Here is a 25,036-nt window from a genome sequence, read left to right as displayed (position 1 = left end):
GGGTTATTCCACGCGCTGCCAGGTCTGGGTGCGCCAAAACGGGCCGAGGTAGCCGCGCACCTCCAGCTTCTTGCCGCCGTCCACGGGCGTAAGGCTGGCGCGGTAGTCCTTGCCGTTCTCGGGGTCGAGGATCCTGCCGCCCTCCCAGACGTCCTTGCCCTCGTCCTTCTTGCCGCCGCGGATGATCTCCAGGCCCACGATGGGCTGGCCCTTGCGGTCGTCCTGGCATTCGGTGCAGGTGGGCTTGGCGTCCTTGCGCAGCGTTTTCTCGATGCGCCCGCTCAGGGCGCCGGCGTTGTCGGTGACGCGGATCTCGGCCTTGGGCTCGCCAGTCTTGTCATCGATGCTGCGCCACAGGCCCAGGGGGTTCATCTGGGCCAGGGCGGGAGCGGTGATTGCCATCAAAACGATAGCTGCTAGCGCTTGTTTCATAAGGGCTCCATGGCAAAAATGCTGAAAATTCACTCTTTCCCCCCTCCGGGGGAAGGAGGGCTCAGGCCAGCGCCGCGTCCGTGTCCATCAGCACCTTGGCGCCGGCACGGGCCGTGCGCATCAGCGTGGCCGTCTCGGGGAACAGCTTGGCGAAGTAGAAGCGCGCCGTCTGCAGCTTGGCCACGTAGAACGGATCCTGGCTGCCCGCCGCGATGGCGCGCAGCGACACCTGGGCCATGCGTGCAAACAGGTAGCCGAACACCAGGTGGCCCGCCACGCGCAGGTAGTCCACGGCGGCGGCGCCCACCTCGTCGGGGTTCTGCATGCCCTTGAAGCCGATCTCGGTGGTGAACTTCGTCATCTGCTCGCCCAGAACCGCGATGGGGTTGATGAACTCGGCCATCCTCTCGTTCACGCCCTCCTCGACCACCAGCTGGCCGACGAGCTTGCCGAATTTCTTCAGCGTCGCGCCCTGGTTGCCCAGCACCTTGCGGCCCAGCAGGTCCAGCGACTGCACGGTGTTCGTGCCCTCGTAGATCATGTTGATGCGGTTGTCGCGCACGAACTGCTCCATGCCCCATTCCTTGATGAAGCCATGGCCGCCGAAGACCTGCATGCAGGCGTTGGTGCTGATGTGGCCGTTGTCGGTGATGAAGGCCTTGACGATGGGGGTGAGCAGCGCCACGAGCTCGTCGCAGTCCTTGCGCACCTTCTCGTCGGGATGGTGGTGCGCCTTGTCCAGCAGCAGCGTGCAGTAGATCTGCAGCGCGCGCGCGCCTTCGGCGTAGGCCTTGGCGGTCAGCAGCATCTTGCGCACGTCGGGGTGCACGATGATGGGGTCGGCTTCCTTGTCCTTGGCCTTCACGCCCGAGAGGCTGCGCATCTGCAGGCGGTCCTTGGCATAGGCCAGCGCGTTCTGGAAGGCCACCTCGGTCAGGCCCAGCGACTGGTTGCCCACGCCCAGGCGCGCGGCGTTCATCATCACGAACATGGCGGCCAGGCCCTTGTTCGGCTCGCCCACCATGGTGCCCACCGCGCCGTCGATGGCGATCTGCGCCGTGGCGTTGCCGTGGATGCCCATCTTGTGCTCCAGGCCCGTGCAGTAGATGGGGTTGCGCGCGCCCAGCGAACCGTCGGCGTTCACGTGGAACTTGGGCACGACGAACAGGCTGATGCCCTTGCTTCCCTTGGGCGCGTCGGGCAGGCGGGCCAGCACCAGGTGGATGATGTTGGCGGCCACGTCGTGCTCGCCCGCGCTGATGAAGATCTTGTTGCCGGTGATCCTGTAGGTGCCGTCGGCCTGGGGCTCGGCCTTGGTGCGCAGCAGGCCCAGGTCAGTGCCGCAGTGGGGCTCGGTCAGGCACATGGTGCCGGTCCACTCGCCGCTCACCAGCTTGGGCAGGTAGGTCTTCTTCTGCGCGTCGGTGCCGTGGGCCAGCAGCGCCTCGTAGGCGCCGTGCGACAGGCCGGGGTACATGGTCCAGGCCTGGTTGGCGCTGTTGAGCATTTCGTACAGGCACTGGTTGACCACGTGCGGCAGGCCCTGGCCGCCGTATTCGGGATCGCACGACAGCGCGGCCCAGCCGCCTTCCACGTACTTCGCATAGGCCTCCTTGAAGCCTTTGGGCGTGGTGACCTCGTGGGTCTGCTGGTCGAGCGTGCAGCCCTCGGTATCGCCGCTGACGTTCAGCGGGAAGGTGACCTCGGCGGCGAACTTGCCCGCCTCCTCCAGCACCGCGTTGATGGTGTCGGCATCCACGTCGGCATGGCGGGGCATGGCCTTGAATGCGTCGCTGACCTGGAAGACCTCATGCAGCACGAATTGCATGTCGCGCAGCGGCGGGTTGTAGGTAGGCATCGGGGGTCTCCTGTGGAGTGATGTGGAAAAAGAAAGCGTGCGGTATTCAGCAGCCGCCCGTGGACGGCCTGTCGGCGCGGTAGCGCGCCAGAATGTTGTCGAAGCCCGTGTTGGCGCGCGCCATGGAGCCGGGCGCGCGCAAGAAGCGCGCCTCGTAGTGCAACGCCAGGATCAGGCCATGGATCTCGAACAGCATCTGCTCCTCGCTCACGTCGGGGCGTATCTCGCCGCACTCCTTGCACTGAGCAATGGCGCGCTTCATGGCGGCCTGCCAGGTCAGCACCGAATTGGCCAGCGCGTCGCGCACCGGGCCCGTGCGGTCGTCGAACTCCACGGCGCCGCTGATGTAGATGCAGCCCGAGTCGAGCTCGATCGAGGTGCGCTTCATCCAGTTGTCGAACATCGCGCGCAGCCGCGCAATGCCGCGCGGCGCCTCCATGGCGGGGTAGAACACCTCCTGCTCGAAGCGCTGGTGGTACTCGCGGATCACCGAGATCTGCAGTTCCTCGCGCGAGCCGAAATGCGCGAACACGCCCGACTTGCTCATGCCCGTCACATCGGCCAGCGCGCCGATGGACAGGCCCTCCAGCCCGATGTGCGTGGCCAGCCCCAGGGCCGCGTCCACGATGGCGGCCTTGGTCTGCCGCCCCTTGTGCAGCGCCCTGCCTTCACGGCGGGGCGCACGGGTGGTTTTGGGTGAGGAGGTCGATGCCGGCATGGAGCGCAATAAAACGAACGATCGTTCTATTTTGCACGAAGCAAATGGGCAATGCCAGTCTTTCCGCGGGCGCGGAACGCACGTCGGGGGTAAACCCCTAGCCTAGACCAACCTCGCCAGCAGGAACTGGCGAATACAGACAGGATTTACAGCAGCAGTGCCAGGGTGGCGTCCAGGTGCTCCGTGGGCAGGCGGCGAAAACCCGAGCGCGCATAGCGCTGCAGGCGCCCGCGAATCAGGTCGCACAGCGCCGCGGCACGCACCTGCGCCTGCACCGTGGGGGCTGCCGCGCCATCGGCCTCGGCCGCGGGCCGCAGGCATTGGCGCAGCGTGGCCTCCACCTTGTCGAAGAACAGGTTCATGCGCTGCTGCAGGCGCTCGTTTTCGAACACCAGTGCATCGCCCACCATCACGCGCACCATGCCGGGGTTGCGCTCGCCAAACTGCAACATCATGGCGACGATGTGCGCCGCGCGCTGGGCACCGCCGGACTCGCCCGGATGCTCCACGATCTGGCGCACCAGCGTGAAGACGCTGTTCTCGATGAAGTCGATCAGCCCCTCGAACATCTGCGCCTTGCTGGCGAAGTGGCGATACAGCGCCGCCTCGCTCACCCCCAGCTGGCGCGCCAGCGCGGCCGTGGTGATGCGCTCGGCACCCGGCTGCTCCAGCATGGCCGCCAGCGCATGCAGGATCTGCTCGCGCCGCTCGCCAGGCCGCAGGCAGCGGCGTGGCGCGGGCGCGTCGCCGGGCGTGGAAGGGTCAGGCGTAGCGGACGAGAAATCAGACATATCGCAACAAATGTATGCAATTGATTCTCGCACACCGTGGCGACGGGCTTACCAGGGTAATCGACAACCGTGGCAAGCGCGCAACCATTTATCGGGGTCAGATTCCAATTTCCCGGAGGAAATTGGAATCTGACCCCGATAAATGTGACCCCGATAAATGCGATAAATGCCTCAGCCGTGCCAGCTGTCCCGCAGGCTTCGCGAGAAAGCCTCAGTGGCTGCGGATCATGGTGCCGTAGGCCTGGTCCGTCAGTATCTCCAGCAGCATGGAATGGGGCACCCGGCCGTCGACCACGTGCACCGCGTTCACGCCCGCCTTCGCCGCGTCGATCGCGCCGGCGAGCTTGGGCAGCATGCCGCCGGAGATCGTCCCGTCGGCAATCAACACGTCGATCTGCTGCGGCGTCAGTTCGGTCAGCAGCTGTCCCGCCTTGTCGAGCACGCCTGGAATGTTGGTCAGCATCACCAACTTCTCCGCCTGCAGCACCGTGGCCAGCCTGCTGGCCACCACGTCGGCGTTGATGTTGTAGCTTTCGTTCTCCTCGCCGAAGCCGATGGGGCTGATGACAGGGATGAAGGCATCGTCCTGCAGCGCCTTGACCACGCTGGGGTCGATGGCCACGATGTCACCTACCTGGCCCACGTCGTATTCGATGCTCGGATCCTTGTTGTCCAGCATCTTGAGCTTCTTGGCCCGGATCATGCCGCCATCGCGCCCCGTCAGGCCCACGGCCTTGCCGCCCGCGTGGTGGATCAGGCCCACGATGTCCTGCTGCACCTCGCCGGCCAGCACCCACTCGACCACCTCCATGGTCTCGGCGTCCGTCACGCGCATGCCCTGGATGAATTCGCCCTTCTTGCCCAGGCGGTTCAGGGCCTGCTCGATCTGCGGACCGCCGCCGTGCACCACCACCGGATTGATGCCCACCAGCTTGAGCAGCACCACATCCTCGGCGAAGTCCTGCTGCAGTTCCGGGTCGGTCATGGCGTTGCCGCCGTACTTGATGACCATGGTCTTGCCGTGGAACTTGCGGATGTAGGGCAGCGCCTGGGCCAGGATTTCGGCCTTGTCGCGGGGGGCGATGGAAAGTAGATCGGTCATGGCAAAAATGGTCCAGCGAAAGCACAGAACAGATGGCCGCGATTGTGCCGCAGCCGGCACCCCTCACGGCTGCAGCCAGCCCGGCACCTTGAAGCGGATGATGGCCAGATACGCCACCACGTAGGCCACCATGAACAGCAGGCAGAACCCTATCAGCACCGGCGTATAGCTCCAGAACAGTACCGCCGGAACCACCGTGAGCAGCGTGAACGCCCAAAGATAGGGAGAAGTGCGATTGTTGCGCTTGAGCATGCGCCTGGCTGCGTCGCCATGCAGCACGCGGCGCACTATGCGCCGGTAAATCAGCTGGTGAAAATGCAGCGCATCGGCCACGCCCGGCGACACGCCACGCACCAGCTTGCGGTACATGGAAAACACCGTTTCCCACACGGGATAGATCAGCAGCAGCATGGGAAACCAGGGCGACACCTGGGGATTGCGCTGCACCAGGCTCAGGCTGGCCAGTGCAATCACCACACCCCAGATATAGGCTCCGCCATCGCCCGCAAACAGCATGCCGCGCGGGTAATTCCATACCAGAAACCCCCCCGTTGCCGCTGCCGTGGATACCAGCACCGCCGCCAGCCCTCGGTCGCCCACCTGTAGCGCCACGTGGGCCAGCGCCAGGCAGACGATGATGGCTACCATGCCGGCGAGCCCGTTGTAACCGTCGATGATGTTGAAGGCATGAGGCAGGCCCGTCACCGCCAGCAGCGCAATCCCCACGCCCAGCCAGGGCGCAGCCGCCAGCAGCGCATCCAACCAGGGCAGATCCAGCCGTGGAAGCTGCAGGCCCAGCATGCTCACGGCCAACACCGCCGTCAGCAGAGACAAAAGCAGGCGAAAGCGTGGCGCCAGGCGCTGAGTCACGTCCTCCACCATCCCACCCACCACGGCCGGCATCAGCGCAAGCATCCACCACAGTACCCAACTGCCCAGGCGCAGCGAAGAGGGATCGCCCAGCGCCGTCGTCAAACGCCCCAGCCCCCAGCTCAACGCTATGCCCACCAGCATGGCCAGTCCACCCAGGCGCGGCACATCGCCGTAATGGAAACGCTGAGGCATCGCGTGCCCATAGTTGCCTGCATGGTCCTGCGCCCAGCGCAGCACACCCGCAGCAGCCAGCACGGAACCCAGAAAAGCAACGACGGAAAGCCAGATCATGAAGGCCCGATGGTAGCCGCCCCGATACCTGCCCTATCGCATCAGCGTGTGGTACAGGCGCATGACCCTGTCCACATACAGCCGCGTCTCGGGGTAGGGCGGGATGCGCCTGCCATGCTTGACGACGGCGCCCTCGCCCGCGTTGTAGGCTGCCAGGGCCAACTCCTTGTCGCCATCGAACATGCGCAGCAGATCCGCCAGGTAGCGGCTACCCACCTGGACATTGAGCTTGGGCTCCATCACCGCGTGCCGGCCATCCGTGCCGGAACGCCCCGCCACCCCATAGCGCTCCGCCGTGGCCGGCATGACCTGCATCAGACCCAGGGCACCCTTGCGCGACACCGCATCGGCGTTGAAGCCCGACTCCGCCGCCGCCACGGCGATGACCAGCGCGGGTTCCAACGCCTGCGCGCGCGCCGCCTCCTCCAACAGCGGCTGTGCCGCCGCATATCCAGGTAACTTGGCCGCCTGGGTGCCGCCCGGCTTAGACTGCACTCCGGGCGCGGTGGAGCCTACGCCCTCGAGCCAGATCACGCCACGCGGCGCCGGAGGCGGCACGTTGCCCATGTGCGTCACGCCATCGCGGTCCACGAATTGCCAAACGGCCTGCGCCTGTGCAGCAGCCAACAAAGTCCCTGCGAGCAGCACCAGCGTGCAGGCGAAGCGCACCATCTTCATAGTCCGTTGCACCATGTCAATCCACACCCAACCGTCGAGCCAGGCGCGCGCGCCAGGAATGCCCAGCCACGGCAGCACGCTCATGGGCCAAGGTCTCTTGCGCGTCCTGGCAGGACTGCTCCAGCGCTGCCTTGTCGGCCGCCAGCTGTTGCACCTGCTGACGCAGCGAATCCCTCTCCTGCTCAAACTGCGCGATCAGCTGCCGGGCCTCGGCAAAGGCCTTCTGGTGCTCCAACAACGAGGCATGTTCCGCCGCATGCGTCAGTTGCAGCGCCTGCAGCTGGGCACGCAGCTGACTGGCCTCGGCGCGCACCTGCACCGTTTCCCAGTCGCGCGAGTCGCGCGCGGGCGCCGCCACCACCATCCACTGGTACACATCGAAATCAGCCCAACCCATGAGCAAATGCTGGCGCCAAGCATCGGGCATGGCCTCCCAGTACCAGGCAAATTCGCTCTGCGCCACGGGGACCCGGTTGGCCTCCCAAGCGAGCGGCACCCAGCCGCAGTCCATCAACAGCTGCTCTATGCTGCGCCGGGTGAAGAAACGCAGGTGGGTGCGGTCGAGCAACCCCTTGTCCGCATAGTCGAACACGCCAGCACGCAAGGCCGCCACCACGCCGGCATAGGCGATATTGGGCAGCGAGACGACCAGGCTGCCCATGGGCTGCAGCAACCCGGCAAGCGCCTTGAGCACCTGCTCGGGCGAGCGCAAATGCTCCAGCACGTCACAGGCCAGGATGGCATCGAAGCGCCGCCCCTGCAGCGCATCCAGCCAGGCCAGGCCATCCAGGTCCGCCTCCACAGCCTGCACACCCAGGGGCTGCAACGCCTGCAGCGCAGCGGGGTCATTCTCCACCACTGTGACCGCTTGCCCCCGCGCGCGCAGCACCTGCGTCATGGCCCCCGGGCCAGGACCCAGTTCGAGCACCGAAGCCCCGCTCGGCACCCGGCGCAGGAGCCGCGCGGCCCAGGCATCGCCCTCGGGGTCGAAGGCGTAGTCGTAGCGCTCTATGTCAGACATTACTCTCCCCCCACTCGTGCGGCTGGCTGCCACATCTGGTCCCACAAACCCCAATGCCACCAGGCCCAGGGGCGCTCTCGCACATCCCTGTCCAGGCGCTGGATCACGGCATCTATGGCAACCTGCGGGCTGCCGGACAACGCTTCCACCACCACCACCATTCTGTCCGGGGCCAGGCTGCGCGTGCAGGCATGCAGCAGGGCCGCCCCGGTGGATTCGGCCAGGCGCTCGATACCCGTGGGCAAACGCAGGTATCCACCCAGGAACGCATGGTCGCGCATGCGCGCAAAGTCTGGGCTCCAGGCATCGGCCAGAATCACCCAGCCCTGACCCTTGCGCAGGCCTTCGTGCACCGGGCGCAAGGGCTCACTCGATGTACGCCACTGCCCCCCCGTAATCTGCGTCGTGGCGGCGATCTTCCTCACCAGAAAAGCGCGCTGCGCCTCACCCAGGCCCGGATTGTCCACGACAGGCATGGTCAGGATGTTCAGCGCCACCCCCCTGCGCCCCAGGGCGATCACCGCAGTGAGCAGGCGGTCGTAGTGGTTGAGCACGAGGATGAATCCCTGTCCGCGTTGCTGCAAGGCCTGCACATGCTCCCAGCCCTGCAGCGCGACACCCGGCCCACCCGGCTCGCCCAGGCGATGCAAGGCCGCGGCGTCCAGCATTTCCGTGGCCAGCATGTCCAGATGCGCACGCGCCCATTGCCGGTGCTGCTCCCCGGTCGCTCCGGGGAACACCTGGCTGAACCGCTGCTGCAAAAACCGTTCGGTTGCACGCCGCACGGCTGGCGCGTCACGGCCCAGCCTATGTACGAGCCGCCAGGGCAAGGTGGAGGGCAGGCGGCCCAGTGCGGGGAACGCCCAGTCCAGGCGCCAGTCGCGGCTCATTGCACCTGCAGCCATTCATGCTCCAGCCAAACCAGACCGAACTCACGGTGTTTCTGGTTGAGCACCGTGAAAGGCTGGATCAATTCCGCCATGTCGAGCACCTGCAGACCGGAATCGTCCAGCGTGTACACGCTCCACAGGTATTCACCCGACAGCAACGGCAGGCGGGGAAACCGCACGCGCACCCGATGCTGACCCACCCCGCGCATGGGAGGCCTGGAGCCGAGGAACTGGGTGCTGCTGCCGAACACGTTGTCCTTGTCCGGCCGCACGATGGCAAACCCCACATGGAACGGGGCGTCGCCATAGGACTCCACCTCGATCTCCAGGGTCAGGTCCTGGAACGAATCCACCTGCGCAGGGTTGATTCCGTCGGCAGTCTCGATGCCTACGCGCATGATCTTCACCGGCACCGATGCGTGCGCTGACGGAGCTGCAGCCGTCTGCGTCGGCGCTGCCGCGGCATCCGGCGCATCGGTACGCAGATGGGCGTAGCGCCGCCGCTCATGCGCCTCGTAGGCCGTAACCACGTCCTCGGTATGGCCGATCGCCTCTATGCGTCCGCCATGGATCCAGGCCGCGCGCTGGCACAGGCTGCGCACCTGGTACAGGTTGTGCGAGCAAAACAGCACCGTCGCGCCGCGCTCGCGCAGTTCCAGGATGCGGTTCAGGCTCTTTTTCTGGAAGTGCAGGTCGCCGACTGACAGCGCCTCATCCACGATCAGCACCTCCGGCTCGATGGCCGTCGCCGCCGCGAACGCCAGGCGCATGAACATGCCCGACGAATAGGTCTTCACGGGCCGCTGCAGGGTTTCGGCGGAAAGCTCGGAGAACTCCGTCGCCCGCGCCGCGAAATCCTCCAGCGCCGTCCCCTCCAGGCCATGCAGCGCAGCCATGAAGCGGATGTTGTCCTGCCCCGACTCCTCGGGGTGAAAGCCTGCCCCGAGCTCCAGCAGCGCCGCCACTCGTCCCTGGCGCGCGACCTCGCCCCGCGTAGGGCGGATGGTGCCGGCCGCGATCTTCAGCAAGGTACTCTTACCCGCGCCGTTCTCGCCGATCAGACCAAAAGTCTCGCCCGGCCGCACCTCGAAGTCGATGCCCGCCAGCGCCACGTGCACGCGGTGGCGCTGGCGTCCGGTCGCCCACTCCCACAGCCTGTCCTGCGGGCGTGCATACACCGCATAGTGCTTTTCTATGTTCTTGAACGCGATGGCCATTACAGCGCCTCACCCAGTGCTGCCTTCATCGAGCGGAAGAACCACCAGCCCCCGCCACCCAGCAGCAGCGTCCAGGCGAGCAGCGCCCACAGCGTGCCCCCAGGCATGGCCATGCCCAGCGCCGCCCACTCCACAGCCAGCACCAGGCAGGCCACCGGATTGAGCAGATACCAGGCATGAAAGCGCTCGGGCACCTGAGCCAGCGGATAGACCACCGGCGTCAGGTAAAACCACAGCTGCAGCGCAAAGGCCACGATCGAGCCCACGTCGCGCCACAGGAAATGCGCCATGCTCAAGAGCAGCGTCAGGCCGAACGTCAACGCCACCTGCGCCAGCACCAGCAACGGCAGCCAGGCCCAGGTGGTCCGCAGCGGCGCCCCCTGTGTGAAGCTGAGCACCAGGAACAAGGCGTAGCCTATGGCCATCACCAACAGGCTGCCCCCGACGGCTACCGCAGGCAGAATCTCGGCCGGCATGGGTTGCTTGCGCAAAAAATCCTCGTAGGCAGCCAGGCAGCCCACGCCCCTGCCTATGGCATCCGTGAACGGCAGCCACACGGCCAAGCCCGCCAGCAGGTGCAGCAGGTAGCCGTTGGCCAAGTCCAGCCCCGGTACGCGCACCGCCAGCACCATGCCAAAAAGCACGTAGAAGATCGCCAGCGTGGCCAGTGGCTGCACGAAGGCCCAGGCCAGGCCCAGGATGGAGCCCGCATAACGCGTCTTGAACTCGCGCAGCATCCAGTAGCGCCACAACACCCAGGCGTGCTGCGCGCGTCCCGACGGCGCCTGCTGCAAGGCCCCTCGCCGATTACCGCTCACGCCCATGGACACCTCGCCAGCGCCCTGTCCGATCCGGTTCCACATGGCCGCTGCCAACGCCTCGTCGCTCGCATCATCACACCGTTTCTTCGGCCACCACGGACAACAGCTTGCGCGCCTCCAGGAGCCCCTGCTCGAAAGCCTCTGCCGACGCCTTCCAGTGCTGGTGGCACGCAAACTCCTGGGCTCGCCTGCACAGAGCCTGGCGCGCGGTGTCGTCCTGCAGCAAATGGCACAGCGCATCCGACAGAGCCTCCAGCGTGGGGTCGGTCAGCAACGCCACATCGTCATTGAGCAGCCACTCGACACAGTCGCCACGATTGGAGACCACGGCGCAGCCCGCGGCCATCACCTCCAGCGGCATCAACGACAGGTTGGTCAACGACAGCACCAGCGCCGCATCGCACTGGCTGAACACATCGGCCAACTCCTCGGGCGAGATGACGCCTGCCGCCAGATGGGGAAACGGAATGTGGTAGTCGCTCACGTCCCAGCCAGCCAGTATGAACTGGACATCCGGCAATCTGCGCGAGACGGCCTCCAGCACCAGCAGGCCGAACTCGAAGGCGCGCCGCGGCGTGGGCGGACGCGCATAGAAAAACACGCGCTTGATATGCGGTTCGCGCCGTGGGCGCTGACGGTACAGGTCGTGATCCACGCCGAAGCTGATGGGATGCGTCAGCATGCCGTAGTCAGCCCGCAGCTTGCGCGCCAGCCAGCCCCCGGCAGTGATGCCGAAGAAGCCGAAATGGTAGGTGTTGTCCGCCAGCACCGACTCGGTCCCGGTCGGGTAGAAACTCGGCTCGAAATCCTGCACGAAGTACAGCTTCCTGGCAGGCCCGGCGACCGCACGCACCGGATAGGCCGTCTGCCAGCCGGTGGCAATGACGAACTCGCTGCTGGGCAGCCCGTCGAAACCCATGAAAACCCGGGCCTGTAGGGGAAAGAAATGCTCGCAGATATCATGGCGCGCGGACTCGGCCGTGGCGTGGACCGTGGGGCTCACGATCACGATGCCCGACTCCCAGCCCATGCGCTCCAGATGCCAGATGGTGCGAAAAATGGTCTGATGCCCACCCGATCCGATATTGAAATCCGGAATGAACCAAAGCAAGGTATTGGCACGCGCCGGCTGCGGTGCCAGTTGCACCCTGTCGACGCGCACGAAATCGTAGTGCGTAAATACATTGCGACTCTTCAGCGGTCCGCCAGGCCCGTGCTTGAGCCTCTGTCTGACCATGGACGCGGCACGCCGCACTCCATGGCGTCGCGTCAAATCCAACACTTGGCGCATACGCAGCCCGATCGATCCCAGCATAAATCCCCAAATACGTGATGTCTCAGAAACAAGGCGCCCGAGCCGAACTCGTCACGAACACGCTGCGGGCACCTAGGCGGAGCCGCCTCGCTGCAGCGCCTGATCGCGCGAAATGACGCCCAGCAACCAAGCCGGCAGACGCTGATACTGCGTGCCCAAAAACTGCCCCAAGGTTCGTGCCAACTCTATGCCAGCCATGTAAGCAGAGTGTTTCAGCCAGCCCCCGCCGCGCACGCCCGCCTGACGCAGCCAGCGCGCGTCGCGTCGCGCCAGCAGGGCCGCGCTGGCCAGCGCGCGCGCCAGGCTGCGCTGCATGTCGTAGCCGAAATCACGCTGGAACGAGCTTGCTTCGTCGAAATTGCGCTGCAGTGTCTCCCATACGCCGAAGTCGTGGGAGTGATAGACCGCCGCCTCGGGCACGAACGCCTTGGCATAACCGGCCTTGATGGCCGCCAGCATCCAGGTCTGATCCTCGGCAAACATCACATCTGGAAACGGCAGTTTCTCCCACACCGAACGTCGCAGGCAGGAATTGTTGTTCGAGAAGAAATGCAGCCACTGGCGGTAACCCACCTCGCGGTCGAAGCGCTCGCGGTCTTCCAGCCGCACCCGCGACAGTGCGCAGCCGAAACCCGCGAAATGCTCGGCCAGTTCGCGCTCAGTGACATGGCGCGCACCGGGGTGCGCGCGGTGCGGACCGAACGCGCCCGCCACGTCGGGCGCGCTGTCGCAGCCCTCGACCAGGTGACGCAACCAGTGCTCGTCGGCCGGCCGGGCGTCCTGCGTGATGAAGACCAGGAATTCGCCGCGCGACAGGCTGGCCAGGTAGTTGCGCGTTCGTCCATGGCCGAACTCGGCAGCGGGTATGGCCTCCACTCGTACGCCACGCTGGCGCGCGCATTCGACCGAGCCGTCGCTGGAGCCCGAATCCACGACGATGACCTCGAGCGGCCAAGGCGTGCTCTGCGCGAGCACAGCGTCGAGCACCTCGCCCAACAGGGCGCCGCCGTTCTTGACTGGGATGAGTACGGATGCTCTAGGAACCATCATGGAGTAAGACGCGCGACGCGTTTTTCGCGCACGTCAACACCAGAGCCGCGCCGAGAGAGCCGCAAAATTAAGATAGCTTTCAATTTTAGTGCGTTCCATCGGGCGCAACAACCTTGCCTCTTGCCACGGGCACGTGCCCACTCCAAACAACCGACCGAGGCCGCCGCGGGCGATGAAGGCTGCGCGGTCAGGATTGCAGCCCCTCGGCCTGCTGCGCCACGGCATACAGCCGTTGCAAGTCTTCGGGATATTCCTGCGGATTCATGAACGTGGAATCCCCCAGTACCTGGCCGTTGTAGAAATCCTTGAACACCTGCGTGATGCGCGCAGGAAAAAGTCCTGCATGCTCATTCCCCTTGAGGAAAACCGCCACGAAATCGCTCCAGACCGCCTCGTCCTGGCGGCTGACATAAGATTCCAGCACGCAGGCATCGACCCCGTTGCGCTGCGCCCAGGTCACCAGCGCCCTGCCACTGTCGGGATAGAAGCGCCAACAATCGACGGGATAGCGGTGAAACGTGCCATTGGACGGCGCATTGAGGTAAAACAGTCCCGGCGACTTGAGCACGCGCATGATTTCGAGAAACAGCACCCAAAACAGCTCGGAATGCTCGAAGCACGAACTGCTGACGACGACGTCGACCGAGGCATCCTCGAAAGGCAGGCGGTAAGGATCGTCGAGAACCACATCGACCCCCTTGCCCTGCACGAAATCCACGCCGATGAACTTCAAATGCGGCGGGCATACGCTGCGCAGCGAACCATTCACATCTTGCGCGCCGATATCGACCACCACTCCCTGCGCCAGTTTCGAGGCGTAAATATCAAAAAACAACTTGCCGTTGTTCATGGCACTGGGATGCATGCGTCGCTCTCTGAAACTTCAGGGAATTAATATCGTCAACCAGCCAATATCACTTGGCTTTGAAAAGACCACTCACGGCATTTTCGTCCACCTGTACACCGTATTTCTGGAACATGCGCTGCTGCACGTCGATACGCCCCTGCTCCCGGCAATAGCTCACCGCGCGCTTGGCGGCGACAGCGGACACATCCTTCCAAGGCACGACCTGGCTGGGCCGCTTGGCGGCGACCTGGAATAGATAGACGAAATCGCCGTCATTCACCGGCCCCACGATGTCGCCCTGGTTCGCATCACCCAGGGCGCGCAGGATCAGGTTCTCTTCACTCAGCATGACCCAGCCCAGGTCGCCCTGCGCATCGAGCTTGTAGGCCTGCTCTGCCCTACGAGCCACGTCCTCGAACTTCTGGCGCCCCTCGCCAATGGCTTGCACTTGGTTCATCAGCCACATACCAGCATGCTCGCCATCCATATTCTCGGTGGCAGGCAATATGACGCGGCTCAAGCGCACGGCGGTGGGCAGCGTGAATGCCTTCGGATTCTTGTCGTAGAAATCGCGCGCGGCGGCCTCGTCCTTTGGCGCTTCGCAAGGGGGGCTGATCCTGCCGAATACCGTGTGTGCGTAAATATCGTCGAAACGCCCGTCACCCTGCTCGCTGCGTGGCGGCACCCCCAGGCTTTGCCCTTCCAGCGCCAGCGCGCGGGCCAGGGCCATTTCCTGCACCACCGTCGTCACACCCGAGGCATTGCGCGCCACACCCTTAAGATCGATGCGGCGGCCTACGTACTGAGTTAGATCTCGTTCGGTGATGGTTTCGCCATTGCCCAAACGGGCCAGGACGGGGTTCTTCGCCTCCTGGGCAAAAGCCGTACCAAGTACCATACCCCCCGCCAGAAGCATGCTGCCAAGAATGCTGCTGCGAATCGATGTCATGACCATATCTTCAATATCTTCCATTGCTCGGTCTGGTGGCAGTTACGACCGGGGTTCAGCCTGATCCCAGAGGGGGCCGTAAATGACGTCCGCGCGTTTACCCGCGGAGTTGAGCACCAGGACATCCAGATGCCCATCGCCGTCAATGTCCTGCAACTGCAGCCTGGTGGAATAGCCACTGGTGCGCAACTCCCGCGTTTGCAGCACGCCACCCGCTTCGTCGAGGCGCTGCAGCGTCAGGCGCCTATCATCGCCCCAGATGACGAGGTCGTCGGCCAGGGGCGCGACGGAACTCGATCCCCTGGGATCGCCGGCGATCCATTGCAGTTCCCCGGTTTGCATCTGGATACGCGCGTTGCGCCCACCGGTCTCCAACGCCACGTACAGCCACAGGCCCGAGGGCGATGGCCGCGCCTGGCGCGGTATGGCGGTGAAACTGGCCAGCACCTGGGGCGCGGCATACCAGTCTGCGTTGGACACCGCCACGACCTTCTTGTCGTCCAGGCAGGCCACGGCGATGCCGCCCTGCGCCGACCAAGGCAGGCGCGCAACGCGGGTCGGGTGCCAAGGCGTCTCGCACCAAGTGGTCTTACGCACCTGGTCGGCCTGCGGCGGCTGCTCGTTCCAGTCCACCCAGGCGACCTGCCGGCCGCCATAGGGGGTGGCCAGCATGCGGTATTGGCCGGGCGGTGCCGGCAAAGCGATCACATCGCGCGGCTCAAAGCCAACCTTGACCTGTGCCAGCCGGGTCAGGCGATCGTCGCTGACCCGGAAGATGTCCAAGCTTTGGCTGTTCTCGACCGCGGCCACCAGCAGTTGCTGCGACAGCCAGGCCGCGGAATCGGGGTGGTAGGCCACGGGCTGGCGATCCAGCAGCGTGGCCGTGCGACCCTTCAGGCGCAGCAGCGACAGCTTGCTGTTTTCATGCTCCACGGCTCCCAGCAGGCAGTCCAACGCGGCGCAGAGCACCTGCCCGCCCCAAGCATCAGGCAGATCCAGGGTGATCGCCTGCGAAGTAGCCTCCTTGGGTGCGGCCTGCGCCGCCTCGGGTGCAGGAGCCACAGGAGCCATTTGGCAACCCAGTGCCAGCAGGACGGCAGCCACGCTCGCGAGACGACACGGCCACACATGCAATTGCTTCATGACACACTCCAAAAAATATAGCGCCTTGCGGCGCTATATGATGACCCATCTGGAAAAGACAGGCCTGATTTTTCAGACCACGGGCGACCTAAGCCACCCGTGGCAGAAAAATTAAGGAGCCTTGTGGAAACCCAGCACCGTTTGCACGGCACCAAAGGCAGGGGCGTCGATCACGCTGTACGAGAACACGCTGCCAGAAAGGCCGCCGCTAGAGGACATAGCGTTCGTAGTATTCCACTCGATGAAACCATCGGTGTAGTCTGTGGGACGGCCAGCAATGGTCGAGGGATCGAACCAATCCAGCTCTTCGAATGCCAAATCGAAGTTCACCGACTTGCGATCCTGCTTGTCGTTATAGATGTTGACGGTATGGCTACCCTTCTGGTCACCGGTGGACCAAACCACGATGTTGGTCTGGGCACCGTCTTGCAGGTAGTAGCGCATGTTCAGAACATGACCCACCGGAGCAGCACCAGCCACTGCCGTCAGAGAAGTGGCACCGAGAACCGTCAGGTCAGTGGCGGAAGCATCGAAAGTCAGGGGACCATCGATCACGGGGGTGTAGGCGACGTCCTTGCTGGCAATCTTCACCTGGAAGGCGTGGGCGGCGATTGCGCCAGTACCGGGGGCCACATCGGCGCAGGTAGCACCACCCACGGAGAACACCAGGTAGCCGCGCTTGCCCTCGAGGCCAACGCCCGACTTGTTGGCCCAGACGAAGGGCTCATAGTCCTTGTTGGTCATGGCGAAGCAGCCGTCGGTCACGTGCTTGGAGTTCTAATCGAAGAAAGTCCAGAACACAGCCTTGGCAGCGCCGCTCTGGTTCACCAGACCCACGGTGGTGGTGTCGCCAGCGCCGTTGTGGATCACGTTGGGAACCACGACGCCATTGCTGAACGTACCAGCGGTGTAAGCGTGTGCCACACCCACAGTCATTGCTGCTGCAGCAACCGCTGCCAGTGCAAATTTCTTCATGTTTAAGTCCTTAAAAATTGAAGGAAGCCTCCCCGACAACTGGGGTATGCAACCCATCCGCCACTTCGTTTGGGTTGTGGGGGATCTTAACTGCAGGATTTCGCGTTTTCAACAAAATCTGCACATAAAACAACATCAGTGTATGCAGATGTTAAAAAACAACAACCCATCATTGCCTACGTTCACCCGGGAAGGCGCTGCTGCGCGGCAGCACGTGGTACCAGAGGCCGTCGATGCGGCGCCATTGGTCCTGCGTATCGGCTTCCATGTTCTTTATGCGCAGCAGCGGCACGCCGTAGCGCATGCGCACATCAATCCGGGCCTCGTCGCCCTGCAGGCTGCGCACGCCCAGCACCTCGACGCTGTCGTAGACGATGCCGCCGCGCTTGACGTAGCCCTCCAGCGTCATGCTTTGGTCCTTGGATGCAGCCTCGTACTTCCATGCGTTGAGGGTGTCGTTCTTGCGCGACAGCTCCCAGTATTCGCGCGCGCGCTGCAATAGGGCCTCGCGGTCAGCCTGGGGCGAGGGGGTGCTGGCGCAGCCGGCCAGCGTGAGCATGACGGCGGCGGGCAGCGCCAGGGCCCACAGCAGGCGGCGGCGGTGGGTGTGCAAGGGTTTCATGGCTTCTCCTGACTAGTGGATTGGGCAGGCCCCGGCCGCAAATGGCTCAGAGCGCAAGGGTTGGCCTACTGCGGCTGCTCGGGCTTCAGGGGCACGGTGCCTGCGGGCTTGTTGGCCGTATCGGCCGGCACCAGCAGGCCCTGCAGCGACAGGGTGCGCATGCGGTCGCGCATTTCGGCGCTGGCGGCGCGCAGGGCATCGTCATCCTCCAGCGCGCGCGGGGTGAGCACGACCAGCAGCTCGGTGCGGGCGCTGGTCGTGGTGTCGGTGGAGAACAGGGCGCCGAGCACCGGCACGTCGCGCAGGCCAGGCACGCCGCTGTTGCCGGTGGACTGGTTTTCGCTCATGACGCCGCCGAGCACGATGGGGTCACCCGAGCGCACGGCGACGCGGCTCTGGATCTGGCGCGTGAGGAAACTGCGCTGGCCAGTAGGTTGGTCCACGTCGCCCACGTCGGTGACCTGCTGGTTGATGTCCAGCGTGATCAGGCCGCCGGCGTTGACCGAGGGCGTGACGCTGAGCATGACGCCCGTGTCCTTGTAGACGATGGACTCGGTGACCAGGTTGCCCGTGGTGACGGTGGTGGACTGCTTGATGGGCTGCTGCTTGCCCACGAGGATGGTGGCACTGTGGTTGTCGAGCACCAGCACCGAGGGGTTGGAGAGCACGCGCAGCTGTGAGTTGGCAGCCAGCGCGTTGAGCGTGGCGCGCACCGCGCCGGCCTTGTTGAGGATGGTGTAGGAGAAGCCCGGCTGCTGCGGGCCTATGTCGCCCGAATTGTTCATGTTAAGCAGGGCCTGGCCGGTGCGGCCGTTGCTCATGCTGTTCTGTATGAACCATTCGACGCCGTACTTGAGGTTGCCGGTGAGGCTGACCTCGACGATGCTGGCCTCGATGAGCACCTGGGTGGGGGCCTTGTCGAGTTCGCGCAAGGCCTGTTCGATGCGGCGGTATTCGGCACGCGGCGCACGGATGAGCAAGGCGTTGCGCTTGTCGTCGGCGACCACGCGCACATTGCCTTCGAGTTGCGACACCGTGGACAGCTGCGGGCCCGTGGCCGCGGCGCCCGCGGGCCGCGCCATGGAGCCTTGGCTGGTGCCAAGGCCCGGACCTGTGAGGCCACCCGCCTGTGCCATGCCGGTGGTGGCCGTGGATGTCATGGACGTCATGGACGTCGCCATGCCCGGCTGCACGCCCTGCGCGGACGTCGCGGCGCCGAATTGCGCGGGCGCGCTGCCCGCTGCCACGCCGGACCGGGCAGCAGCGGCACCCCCGCCTCCGAACAGGCCGTTGAGCATTTCGGCCAGATGCACGGCGGAGCCGTTCTGCACGGGGTAGACGAACAGGTGGGGTTCGAGCGTGTCGGTAGGCCGGTCGAGGCGGCGGATCCAGCTTTCGACCTGGGGCAGCAGGTGGCTGCGCGGCGTGACCACGACCAGGGCGTTCAGGCGCTCGACCGGGAACACGCGGATGAGCCCGCTCAAGGGGCCTGCGCCCGGCGCCGTGCCACCGGCGGCCGCAGCAGACTGTGCGCCAGCCCCCCCGCCAGGGGCGGCACCGGTAGCGCCGGAGGCCGCGCCGGCGCTGCCGCCATAGGGGTCGGCGGCCTTGTCGCCGCCCGCGCCGAGCATGGCCTGCAGGGCGTCGCGCACGACGTTGACGTTGGCGTTCTCGAGCACGAACACGCCCAGCGACATGCCGGCGAGGAAGTCCACGTCGAAGGCTTCGACCATTTCGAGCCAGCCGGCCAGCTGCGCCTTGCTGCCCTGCAGCACCAGCAGGTTGCGCAGACTGTCGACGTAGACGATCGCCTCGCGCGGCGCCAGCGGGGCCAGGATCTTGGCCATTTCGGCGGCGGCAATGTAGTTGAGCGGCACGATGACGGTGCCGCTGCCCGCCAGATCCTTGAACTTGGAGGCGCCCACGACGGGACGCGCGCCCACGGTGACGGCGCGCTTGGTAACGTGGTAGACACCGACGTTGTCGCGCACGATCGCCAGGTCGTGCGGCAGCAGCACGGTGTCGAGCACGTCGAGCACCTGGCTGCGCAGCAAGGGCTGGCTGGTGCGCAGGCTCACGACGGTGTCGCCGCCAGCGTCCACGGTGTAGTTGAGCTTTAGCAGGTCGCCCAGCAGGGCCTGGGCCAGGCCCGCGACGGAGACGTTCTCGAAATTGAGGCTGACGCGGTCGCCACGCGCGAGCACGGGGTCCTTGGGCGGCGCCAGGTCACGCTTGAACAGCTGGTCGTTGCCGGGGTAGAGCTTGGTGCCGGCAGCCTTGGCCTGCGGCGCGGGCTCGGGCTTGCCGGGTTGGTCCGCGTTGTCCGCCTGGTCGCCCTGGCCCTGCGGGGCCACGGTCTGCTCCTTGGCGCGCGCGAGCGGGGGCTGGGCAGGGTTCGCGTCCGCCGTAGCTCGGGCCGTGCCCGGCGTGCCATTCGTGCTGGCACAGCCTGCGGCGAGCAGGGCCAGTACGAGGAGGGATGGCCGAATGTTCATAGGGGATGGACTCCGTGTGTGCTGTGTCTCGTTCAGGGCCTGCCTGCGGCGGCGCGCGCGCGCTTGGGAGCGCCGCTGCCGGCCTCCAGGGGCCGCTCGACGCGCTGGGTGCCGTCCTCGCTCACGAACAGGGCCTTGCGGCCGTCGAAGGATTCAAGGCGCCAGGGTTTGGTGTCGGACGTGAGCTTGAGGGGACTGCCGTCAGGGCGCTGCAGCAGCGCGATGCGCTGCCTGCCCGATTCGAATACGGCCGTCAGGCGCGACTGGTTGATTTCCTGTTCCATGCCGCCTTTCTTGCCGTCGGCCTCGACCGGACGGCGCGAAGCCCACAGCGGCGGCCGCACCAGAGTCTCTCGGACCGTGGCGCGCACGGGCTGCGGCAGGGGCACGAGCTGGGGCAGTTCGGGCATGCGTGCCGGCGGAGGCTGCCAGAGGTCTTTTTCGGCGAGCCACCAGTAGGCGCCGGCAGCCAGCGCGGCGCCGGCCAGCAGGGGGGCAAAGTGCCATGGGCGGATCATGGCTGCCCCTTTTCCGGCGCCAGGGGCGCCGCCAGCTGCAGGGTGAGGCGGGCGGTCTGCGCCGCCCCCGGAGTGTTGGCGCCTTCGCGCGCGAGGCTGGCGGAGCGCACCCAGAACGGCGGCGTGCGCGCCTGCAGGTCCTGCATGAAACGCACGAGCCGGGGCCAGTCGCCGGTCAGGGTGGCCGTGAGGCGCACGCTGGCGAGCCGGCCTTCGGCGCCGGGCTCCAGCGCCACCTGGGACGACACCAGGGTGTTGCCCGAGGCGTTGATGAGTTCGCGTAGGCGCTGCTGCGCGTCGTTGGCGGCGTTCTCGCCGGCCGGGTGCAGCCAGGGCGCGACGGCCTGGCGCGCGGATTCGAGGCGCGAGGCGATCTCGGGGCCGGCGCCGACCAGGCCGTCGATGCGCTCGCTGCGCGCTTCGAGCAGCGACAAGCCGCTGTCGTAGCGGCTCCAGAGCGCGCGGTAGGCCAGCCCCGCGCCGGCCAGCAGGGCCAGCACGCACAGCAGCGCGGCGACCAGGGCCCGGCGTGTCCAGACGTTCATGGCTTGCCTCCTTCGGCTTGGGATGGGCGCCAGCGCATCTCGAAGGTGAAGCGCTCCTTGCCCAGCGCGTTGTCGCGCACGCTGGCGGCGGAGGCGCGCACCTCGACAAAACCGCCGTGGCGGCCCAGGCGCGCGGCAAGGTCGCCGGCGTTGCCCGCGACCCCGGTGATGCGGATGTCGCTGCCGCTGATTTCGACGCGCTCGAGCCAGCTGTCGTCGGGCAGTGCCTCGGACAGCGCCTCGACGACGCTGGCCAGGGGCAGGTCGGCGCTGGCCGCGGCCTGGCGCAGGCTCTCGGCCACGCCAGCCTGCTGGCGCAGCTCATCGAGTTGCGGGCGCAGCGGGGCGGCCTTGGGTTCGAGCTCGCTCACATGCGCCACGGCGCGCACGACGGCCTGGCGCTTGAGCGCCAGGGGCATGAGCGCGGGCACGGCCAGCGCAGCGGCCAGGAGCAGCACCCCGAGCAGGGCCAGGGTATCGAGCCAGCGCTGACGCCTTTGCCGTGCCGGCCACCCGGGGCCGTGCACGGGCAGGGCATGGCCGGCACGTGCCAGGTAGAGCGGGGCATCCGCGGGCAGCCCGAGACGCGACAGGACCTCGCCCTGCTGGTCGCGGCGGCAGGCGCCCCATTCGACGCCCCAGCCGCCCTGGGCCTGGGGCGTGGCGTGCCAGGCGCACCAGATCTGGTCGGGCGGCAGCGGGCTGACGCGCCACAGAGCCTCCTGCACGGCCTGGCCGAGCTGGCGCCGGGGCATGTCAGGCAGTTGCAGGCTGCCCCACAGGCTGTCGCCCTCGGGCACGAGCAGGCCCTGGGGCCTGCGTTTGCCGCCTGCCGGGCGCAGCCGGGTGGCGGCAACGCAAAAGCACGCACCATCGGGTGCCGCGAACACGGGCGCGGCCGCGGGCCACAGGCCGCGCTCGACCAGCATGCGCCGGGCGTCGCCGAAGCCCCAGGCAAGCCGGTCGAACACCGCCTCCAGACGGCGGTTGAACTGCTCCCTGGCGGTCATGGATGGGTTTCCTGTGGTGGCGGGTTCATACGGCGCGTGGGCTCGAGCGAGAGCGTGGTCCAGGGCGTCAACGAGTCAGGGCGTGTGCTCAGGTCCACCCATGCCTCGCGCTGCCACCAGTGCCCCTGATCGGTTTGCACCATGGCGCGCACCTTGACAGTGCCGCCACCTGCGCGTGCCGTGGCGAAAATCTGCGCCGCCGCACCGGACAGGAGGGCGCCGACGCGCATTTCGGGGGGGGATGATTGGATCTGCGCCCCCAGGCCGGGCTGGCCCGTGAGCGCGTCGATCAGCGCGGGAGGCGCGGCATCGATCTCGATGCGTTGCTGCCCATTGATACCCAAATAGGGCGAAATTATCTCATACAGCTCCGGGCTCATTCCGAGCACCATGCGCAGTTCGGAGAGGTCGTCCACGGGGCCGTTGCGCGGCAGCACGGGCCAGCCGGCGGCGCGGTACTGGGGCGCCTCGGCGCCGCCGATGCCGCCGGGCTGGTCGTCGGGGTCGATGTAGTCCCGGATGCGCGAGGCCATGATGGCAGCCTCGCCGGGTGTGAGGCCGCCGACCTTTTGCAGCAGGGCCAACAGCAGGGCGTCGCTGGCGACGTTGACGTCCACCAGCCCGCCCGAGGGGACGATCTCCAGCGCCACGCCATAGGGCCCCAGCTGCAGTTGCCAGGTACGGTAGCCGCGCGCCTGGCCGCCCTCCTTCAGCAGGCTTTGCACAGCGAGTTGGCGCGCCGCATCGAGCACGGGCTCGATGCGCAGACGCTCCAGGTCGAAGGCAGCACGCTGGGTCTGCTGGCGTATGCCGCGGGCCCCCGCGAGCACGGTCAGCGAGAGCGCGGCCACGAGCCACAGCACCAGCACCAGGGCGGCGCCACGCTGGGCGCTTGCGTACCTCTTCATTGCGCCCTCGCCAGGGCGAAGACCAGCTCGGGCCAATCGCCCCGGGCATCCCCCAGGGCCAGGCGGATGCGCGCAGGATAGCCGGCGCGGCTGGCGTCCCATTGCTGGAGCCACTGCCCCGTGGCACCGTCCTGGTAGTACCACTGCAGGGTGCGCACGTCGGGCAGCAGTATTTCGCGCTCGGCGCGCGCCCAGTCCAGCGCCATCAGGGCGCCGTCGTAGGGCAGCGCCTCGATGGCCAGGTCCACCCGCCCGTCGTCGTGGCGCAACGGTGAGGCGCGCAGCACGTACAAGCCGCCGGCGTCGCCGCGTTCGGGCAGGGGCGAGACCCACAGGGCTCCGGCGGCGCTGCCGCTGAAGAAGAGTACGAATTGCCCATCCTGGCCGTGGCTGAGCAGTCGCAGGGTGTCGAACTTGCGGCCCAGCCATTGGCCCACCTGGAGCATGCGTTCGCTGCGGTCAACGAGCTGCTGGCTGCGTTCCTGACTGCGGCCGATGACGCCAAAGCCCGCGAACACCAGGCCGACCACGGCGATGGTCACGGCCAGGGCGATCAGGAGTTCCAGCAGGGTGAAGCCGCGCTGGCGCGAGGGCGTGGGGCGGGTCATGGCGCGGCGCGGTAGGGTTTCCAGCTGGTCCAGGCCAGCACGGGCCGGCCATCGCGCGCGACGGTGAGCTCCACGCGCGCGGCCTGCAGCGGCGGCGGAGCCTGGCGCGCACCCGGCGCGTGCACGGCCACCTGTTCCGGCTGCACCTGCACCGACCATTGCCATGGACCCGACTGCCCCTCGGGGTGCTGCACCAAGTCTTCGGCAAAGATGGCGGAGGCGAGCACCGAGCGTGCCACCAGGGCGGCTTCGGCGCGCGACTCGACCGTGGTGGCGTTGAGCGAGCTCTGCCCGACCGTGCGGTAGAGCACGGCGAAGGCGATCGACGCAATGGCCATGGCCACCAATGCCTCCAGCAGGCTGAAACCGCGCAAGCCGCGCGCGCGCCGGGTGTTCATGGCGCCGCCACCACCGTCTGCTGCACGGTGCCCAGCAACCAGTTGACGCTGAACAGCACGCCCTGCGCGCCACGCGACACCTGGATCTGCCCGCCCCGGGCACCGCCCTCGGCGTTGAACACGAACACCGGCTGGCCGGCCGCGTCCTGCTGCCGCGGGGCCTGCGCCAAGCCCTCCCAGCGCACGGCAAGCGATGCGGGAATATCGAGCACGGCCTGACCGTCGACGTTCAACTGGCGGCTCTGCGGCACGTAGGACACGATAATCTGGCGCCCCTGCTGCATGCACAGCGCGCGCGCGCGGCCGAGCTGGCTGGCCAGGTCGCGCACGGTCTGGTGGTAGCGGGCGCGCTCCATGTAGGCCTGTGCGCTGCCGCCGACCACCGCCACCGCGATGCCGGCGAGCACCAGCACGACCAGTAACTCCAGCAGCGTGAAGCCCCGGTGCCTGCCCCATGGCCGAGGCGTTCGAAGGCGCATGCGCTCACCCAACGCTCAGTGGCCGCGCGTCAGTTGTAGATGTCGGCGTTATCGCTCTCGCCACCGGGCTTGCCGTCGGCACCGAGGGAGAAGATGTCGGGGCCGCCGTGGCGGCCGGGGAATTTGTACTGGTAGGCTGCGCCCCAGGGATCGACGGGCAGGCCCTTCTTGAGGTAAGGGCCGTTCCAGCCCTGCACCGTGGCGGGACGCTCGACCAGGGCGCGCAGGCCTTCGGCGTCGTTAGGGTAGCGGCCCACGTCGAGCTTGAACAGGTCAATGGCCTGCTCCATCTCGCCGATCTGCACGCGCGCCGTCTTGGCCTTGGCGCCGCCGAGCTGGTCGAGCACCCTGGGGCCCACGAGTCCTGCGAGCAGCGTGAGGATGACCAGGACGACGAGCAGCTCGATCAGGGTGAAGCCGCGCGCGCGGCGCGCCTGCGGCGGGGTGCGGAGGGTGGTTGCGAAATGCATGGGATGCTTCCT

General features: G+C 66.6%; 28 protein-coding genes. All 28 read right to left on the bottom strand.

Annotated elements, in window-relative coordinates; all coding sequences use genetic code 11:
* Window positions 1–3: 3 nt before the first annotated feature.
* The 28 genes from ACX12L_RS11870 to gspG all read right to left on the bottom strand — a co-directional run bounded on the left by ACX12L_RS11870 (window position 4) and on the right by gspG (window position 25,024).
* Window positions 4–432, bottom strand: a complete 429-nt coding sequence (locus tag ACX12L_RS11870; RefSeq protein ID WP_459262760.1) for a DUF2147 domain-containing protein — start codon at window positions 430–432, stop codon at window positions 4–6.
* Between the two features lie 61 nt (window positions 433–493).
* A complete protein-coding gene (locus tag ACX12L_RS11865; RefSeq protein ID WP_459262758.1) occupies window positions 494–2,290 on the bottom strand; it encodes an acyl-CoA dehydrogenase C-terminal domain-containing protein in 1,797 nt (598 codons plus the stop codon).
* A 46-nt stretch (window positions 2,291–2,336) separates the two neighbouring features.
* Window positions 2,337–3,008 (bottom strand): TetR/AcrR family transcriptional regulator, encoded by a 672-nt coding sequence (locus ACX12L_RS11860; protein WP_459262757.1) that lies wholly within the window; start codon window positions 3,006–3,008, stop codon window positions 2,337–2,339.
* A 146-nt stretch (window positions 3,009–3,154) separates the two neighbouring features.
* Complete coding sequence (gene slmA / locus ACX12L_RS11855; protein WP_459262755.1) at window positions 3,155–3,799, bottom strand: nucleoid occlusion factor SlmA; 645 nt, start codon at window positions 3,797–3,799, stop codon at window positions 3,155–3,157.
* A gap of 211 nt (window positions 3,800–4,010) precedes the next feature.
* Window positions 4,011–4,901, bottom strand: a complete 891-nt coding sequence (gene argB, locus ACX12L_RS11850; protein ID WP_459262754.1) for an acetylglutamate kinase — start codon at window positions 4,899–4,901, stop codon at window positions 4,011–4,013.
* A gap of 63 nt (window positions 4,902–4,964) precedes the next feature.
* Window positions 4,965–6,065, bottom strand: coding sequence for an MraY family glycosyltransferase (locus tag ACX12L_RS11845; RefSeq protein WP_459262753.1), 1,101 nt, complete (start codon window positions 6,063–6,065; stop codon window positions 4,965–4,967).
* Between the two features lie 33 nt (window positions 6,066–6,098).
* Window positions 6,099–6,827, bottom strand: a complete 729-nt coding sequence (locus tag ACX12L_RS11840; protein ID WP_459262751.1) for a lytic transglycosylase domain-containing protein — start codon at window positions 6,825–6,827, stop codon at window positions 6,099–6,101.
* Complete coding sequence (locus tag ACX12L_RS11835; RefSeq protein WP_459262750.1) at window positions 6,760–7,764, bottom strand: class I SAM-dependent methyltransferase; 1,005 nt, start codon at window positions 7,762–7,764, stop codon at window positions 6,760–6,762. Before ACX12L_RS11835 ends, ACX12L_RS11840 begins: the two co-directional genes overlap by 68 nt.
* Window positions 7,764–8,669: a lysophospholipid acyltransferase family protein gene (locus ACX12L_RS11830; RefSeq protein ID WP_459262749.1), complete on the bottom strand. Its 906-nt coding sequence runs from the start codon at window positions 8,667–8,669 to the stop codon at window positions 7,764–7,766. Before ACX12L_RS11830 ends, ACX12L_RS11835 begins: the two co-directional genes overlap by 1 nt.
* Complete coding sequence (locus ACX12L_RS11825; RefSeq protein WP_459262748.1) at window positions 8,651–9,871, bottom strand: ABC transporter ATP-binding protein; 1,221 nt, start codon at window positions 9,869–9,871, stop codon at window positions 8,651–8,653. The genes ACX12L_RS11830 and ACX12L_RS11825 overlap by 19 nt, the downstream gene beginning before the upstream one ends.
* A complete protein-coding gene (locus ACX12L_RS11820; protein ID WP_459262747.1) occupies window positions 9,871–10,734 on the bottom strand; it encodes an ABC transporter permease in 864 nt (287 codons plus the stop codon). The genes ACX12L_RS11825 and ACX12L_RS11820 overlap by 1 nt, the downstream gene beginning before the upstream one ends.
* Before the next feature lie 31 nt (window positions 10,735–10,765).
* Window positions 10,766–12,007 (bottom strand): glycosyltransferase family 4 protein, encoded by a 1,242-nt coding sequence (locus tag ACX12L_RS11815; RefSeq protein WP_459262746.1) that lies wholly within the window; start codon window positions 12,005–12,007, stop codon window positions 10,766–10,768.
* Window positions 12,008–12,079: 72 nt separating this feature from the next.
* The gene (locus ACX12L_RS11810; protein WP_459262804.1) at window positions 12,080–13,054 is read right to left on the bottom strand and encodes a glycosyltransferase family 2 protein; all 975 of its coding nucleotides are present in this window, start codon (window positions 13,052–13,054) and stop codon (window positions 12,080–12,082) included.
* Between the two features lie 190 nt (window positions 13,055–13,244).
* A complete protein-coding gene (locus tag ACX12L_RS11805; protein WP_459262744.1) occupies window positions 13,245–13,907 on the bottom strand; it encodes a methyltransferase domain-containing protein in 663 nt (220 codons plus the stop codon).
* 64 nt (window positions 13,908–13,971) lie between these two features.
* Window positions 13,972–14,877, bottom strand: a complete 906-nt coding sequence (locus ACX12L_RS11800) for a peptidyl-prolyl cis-trans isomerase (RefSeq protein WP_459262742.1) — start codon at window positions 14,875–14,877, stop codon at window positions 13,972–13,974.
* An 18-nt stretch (window positions 14,878–14,895) separates the two neighbouring features.
* Entirely contained in the window at window positions 14,896–15,996 is a 1,101-nt protein-coding gene (locus tag ACX12L_RS11795; protein ID WP_459262741.1) for an FG-GAP repeat domain-containing protein, read from the bottom strand.
* Window positions 15,997–16,107: 111 nt separating this feature from the next.
* Window positions 16,108–16,740 carry a hypothetical protein gene (locus ACX12L_RS11790; protein WP_459262740.1) on the bottom strand — a complete coding sequence of 211 codons (633 nt, stop codon included), beginning with the start codon at window positions 16,738–16,740 and terminating at the stop codon, window positions 16,108–16,110.
* 33 nt (window positions 16,741–16,773) lie between these two features.
* A complete protein-coding gene (locus ACX12L_RS11785) occupies window positions 16,774–16,971 on the bottom strand; it encodes a hypothetical protein (RefSeq protein WP_459262739.1) in 198 nt (65 codons plus the stop codon).
* Between the two features lie 169 nt (window positions 16,972–17,140).
* A complete protein-coding gene (locus tag ACX12L_RS11780; RefSeq protein ID WP_459262738.1) occupies window positions 17,141–17,593 on the bottom strand; it encodes a hypothetical protein in 453 nt (150 codons plus the stop codon).
* Window positions 17,594–17,658: 65 nt separating this feature from the next.
* Window positions 17,659–20,088, bottom strand: coding sequence for a type II secretion system secretin GspD (gene gspD, locus ACX12L_RS11775; RefSeq protein ID WP_459262737.1), 2,430 nt, complete (start codon window positions 20,086–20,088; stop codon window positions 17,659–17,661).
* Between the two features lie 32 nt (window positions 20,089–20,120).
* Entirely contained in the window at window positions 20,121–20,606 is a 486-nt protein-coding gene (locus ACX12L_RS11770; RefSeq protein WP_459262736.1) for a hypothetical protein, read from the bottom strand.
* Entirely contained in the window at window positions 20,603–21,151 is a 549-nt protein-coding gene (gene gspM, locus ACX12L_RS11765) for a type II secretion system protein GspM (RefSeq protein WP_459262735.1), read from the bottom strand. Before gspM ends, ACX12L_RS11770 begins: the two co-directional genes overlap by 4 nt.
* On the bottom strand, window positions 21,148–22,161 hold the full coding sequence (locus tag ACX12L_RS11760; protein ID WP_459262734.1) for a PilN domain-containing protein: 1,014 nt from the start codon (window positions 22,159–22,161) through the stop codon (window positions 21,148–21,150). Before ACX12L_RS11760 ends, gspM begins: the two co-directional genes overlap by 4 nt.
* Window positions 22,158–23,069, bottom strand: a complete 912-nt coding sequence (locus ACX12L_RS11755) for a type II secretion system minor pseudopilin (RefSeq protein WP_459262733.1) — start codon at window positions 23,067–23,069, stop codon at window positions 22,158–22,160. Before ACX12L_RS11755 ends, ACX12L_RS11760 begins: the two co-directional genes overlap by 4 nt.
* Window positions 23,066–23,677 (bottom strand): prepilin-type N-terminal cleavage/methylation domain-containing protein, encoded by a 612-nt coding sequence (locus ACX12L_RS11750; protein WP_459262732.1) that lies wholly within the window; start codon window positions 23,675–23,677, stop codon window positions 23,066–23,068. Before ACX12L_RS11750 ends, ACX12L_RS11755 begins: the two co-directional genes overlap by 4 nt.
* The gene (locus ACX12L_RS11745; protein ID WP_459262731.1) at window positions 23,674–24,075 is read right to left on the bottom strand and encodes a type IV pilus modification PilV family protein; all 402 of its coding nucleotides are present in this window, start codon (window positions 24,073–24,075) and stop codon (window positions 23,674–23,676) included. Before ACX12L_RS11745 ends, ACX12L_RS11750 begins: the two co-directional genes overlap by 4 nt.
* A complete protein-coding gene (locus ACX12L_RS11740) occupies window positions 24,072–24,554 on the bottom strand; it encodes a prepilin-type N-terminal cleavage/methylation domain-containing protein (RefSeq protein WP_459262730.1) in 483 nt (160 codons plus the stop codon). The genes ACX12L_RS11745 and ACX12L_RS11740 overlap by 4 nt, the downstream gene beginning before the upstream one ends.
* A gap of 29 nt (window positions 24,555–24,583) precedes the next feature.
* Window positions 24,584–25,024: a type II secretion system major pseudopilin GspG gene (gene gspG, locus ACX12L_RS11735; protein WP_459262729.1), complete on the bottom strand. Its 441-nt coding sequence runs from the start codon at window positions 25,022–25,024 to the stop codon at window positions 24,584–24,586.
* Window positions 25,025–25,036: the final 12 nt, after the last annotated feature.

This window comes from Alicycliphilus sp. T452, from assembly GCF_054512775.1.
The sequence above is the reverse complement of the archived record's forward strand: the minus strand, read 5'-3'. Positions and strand labels throughout refer to the sequence as shown.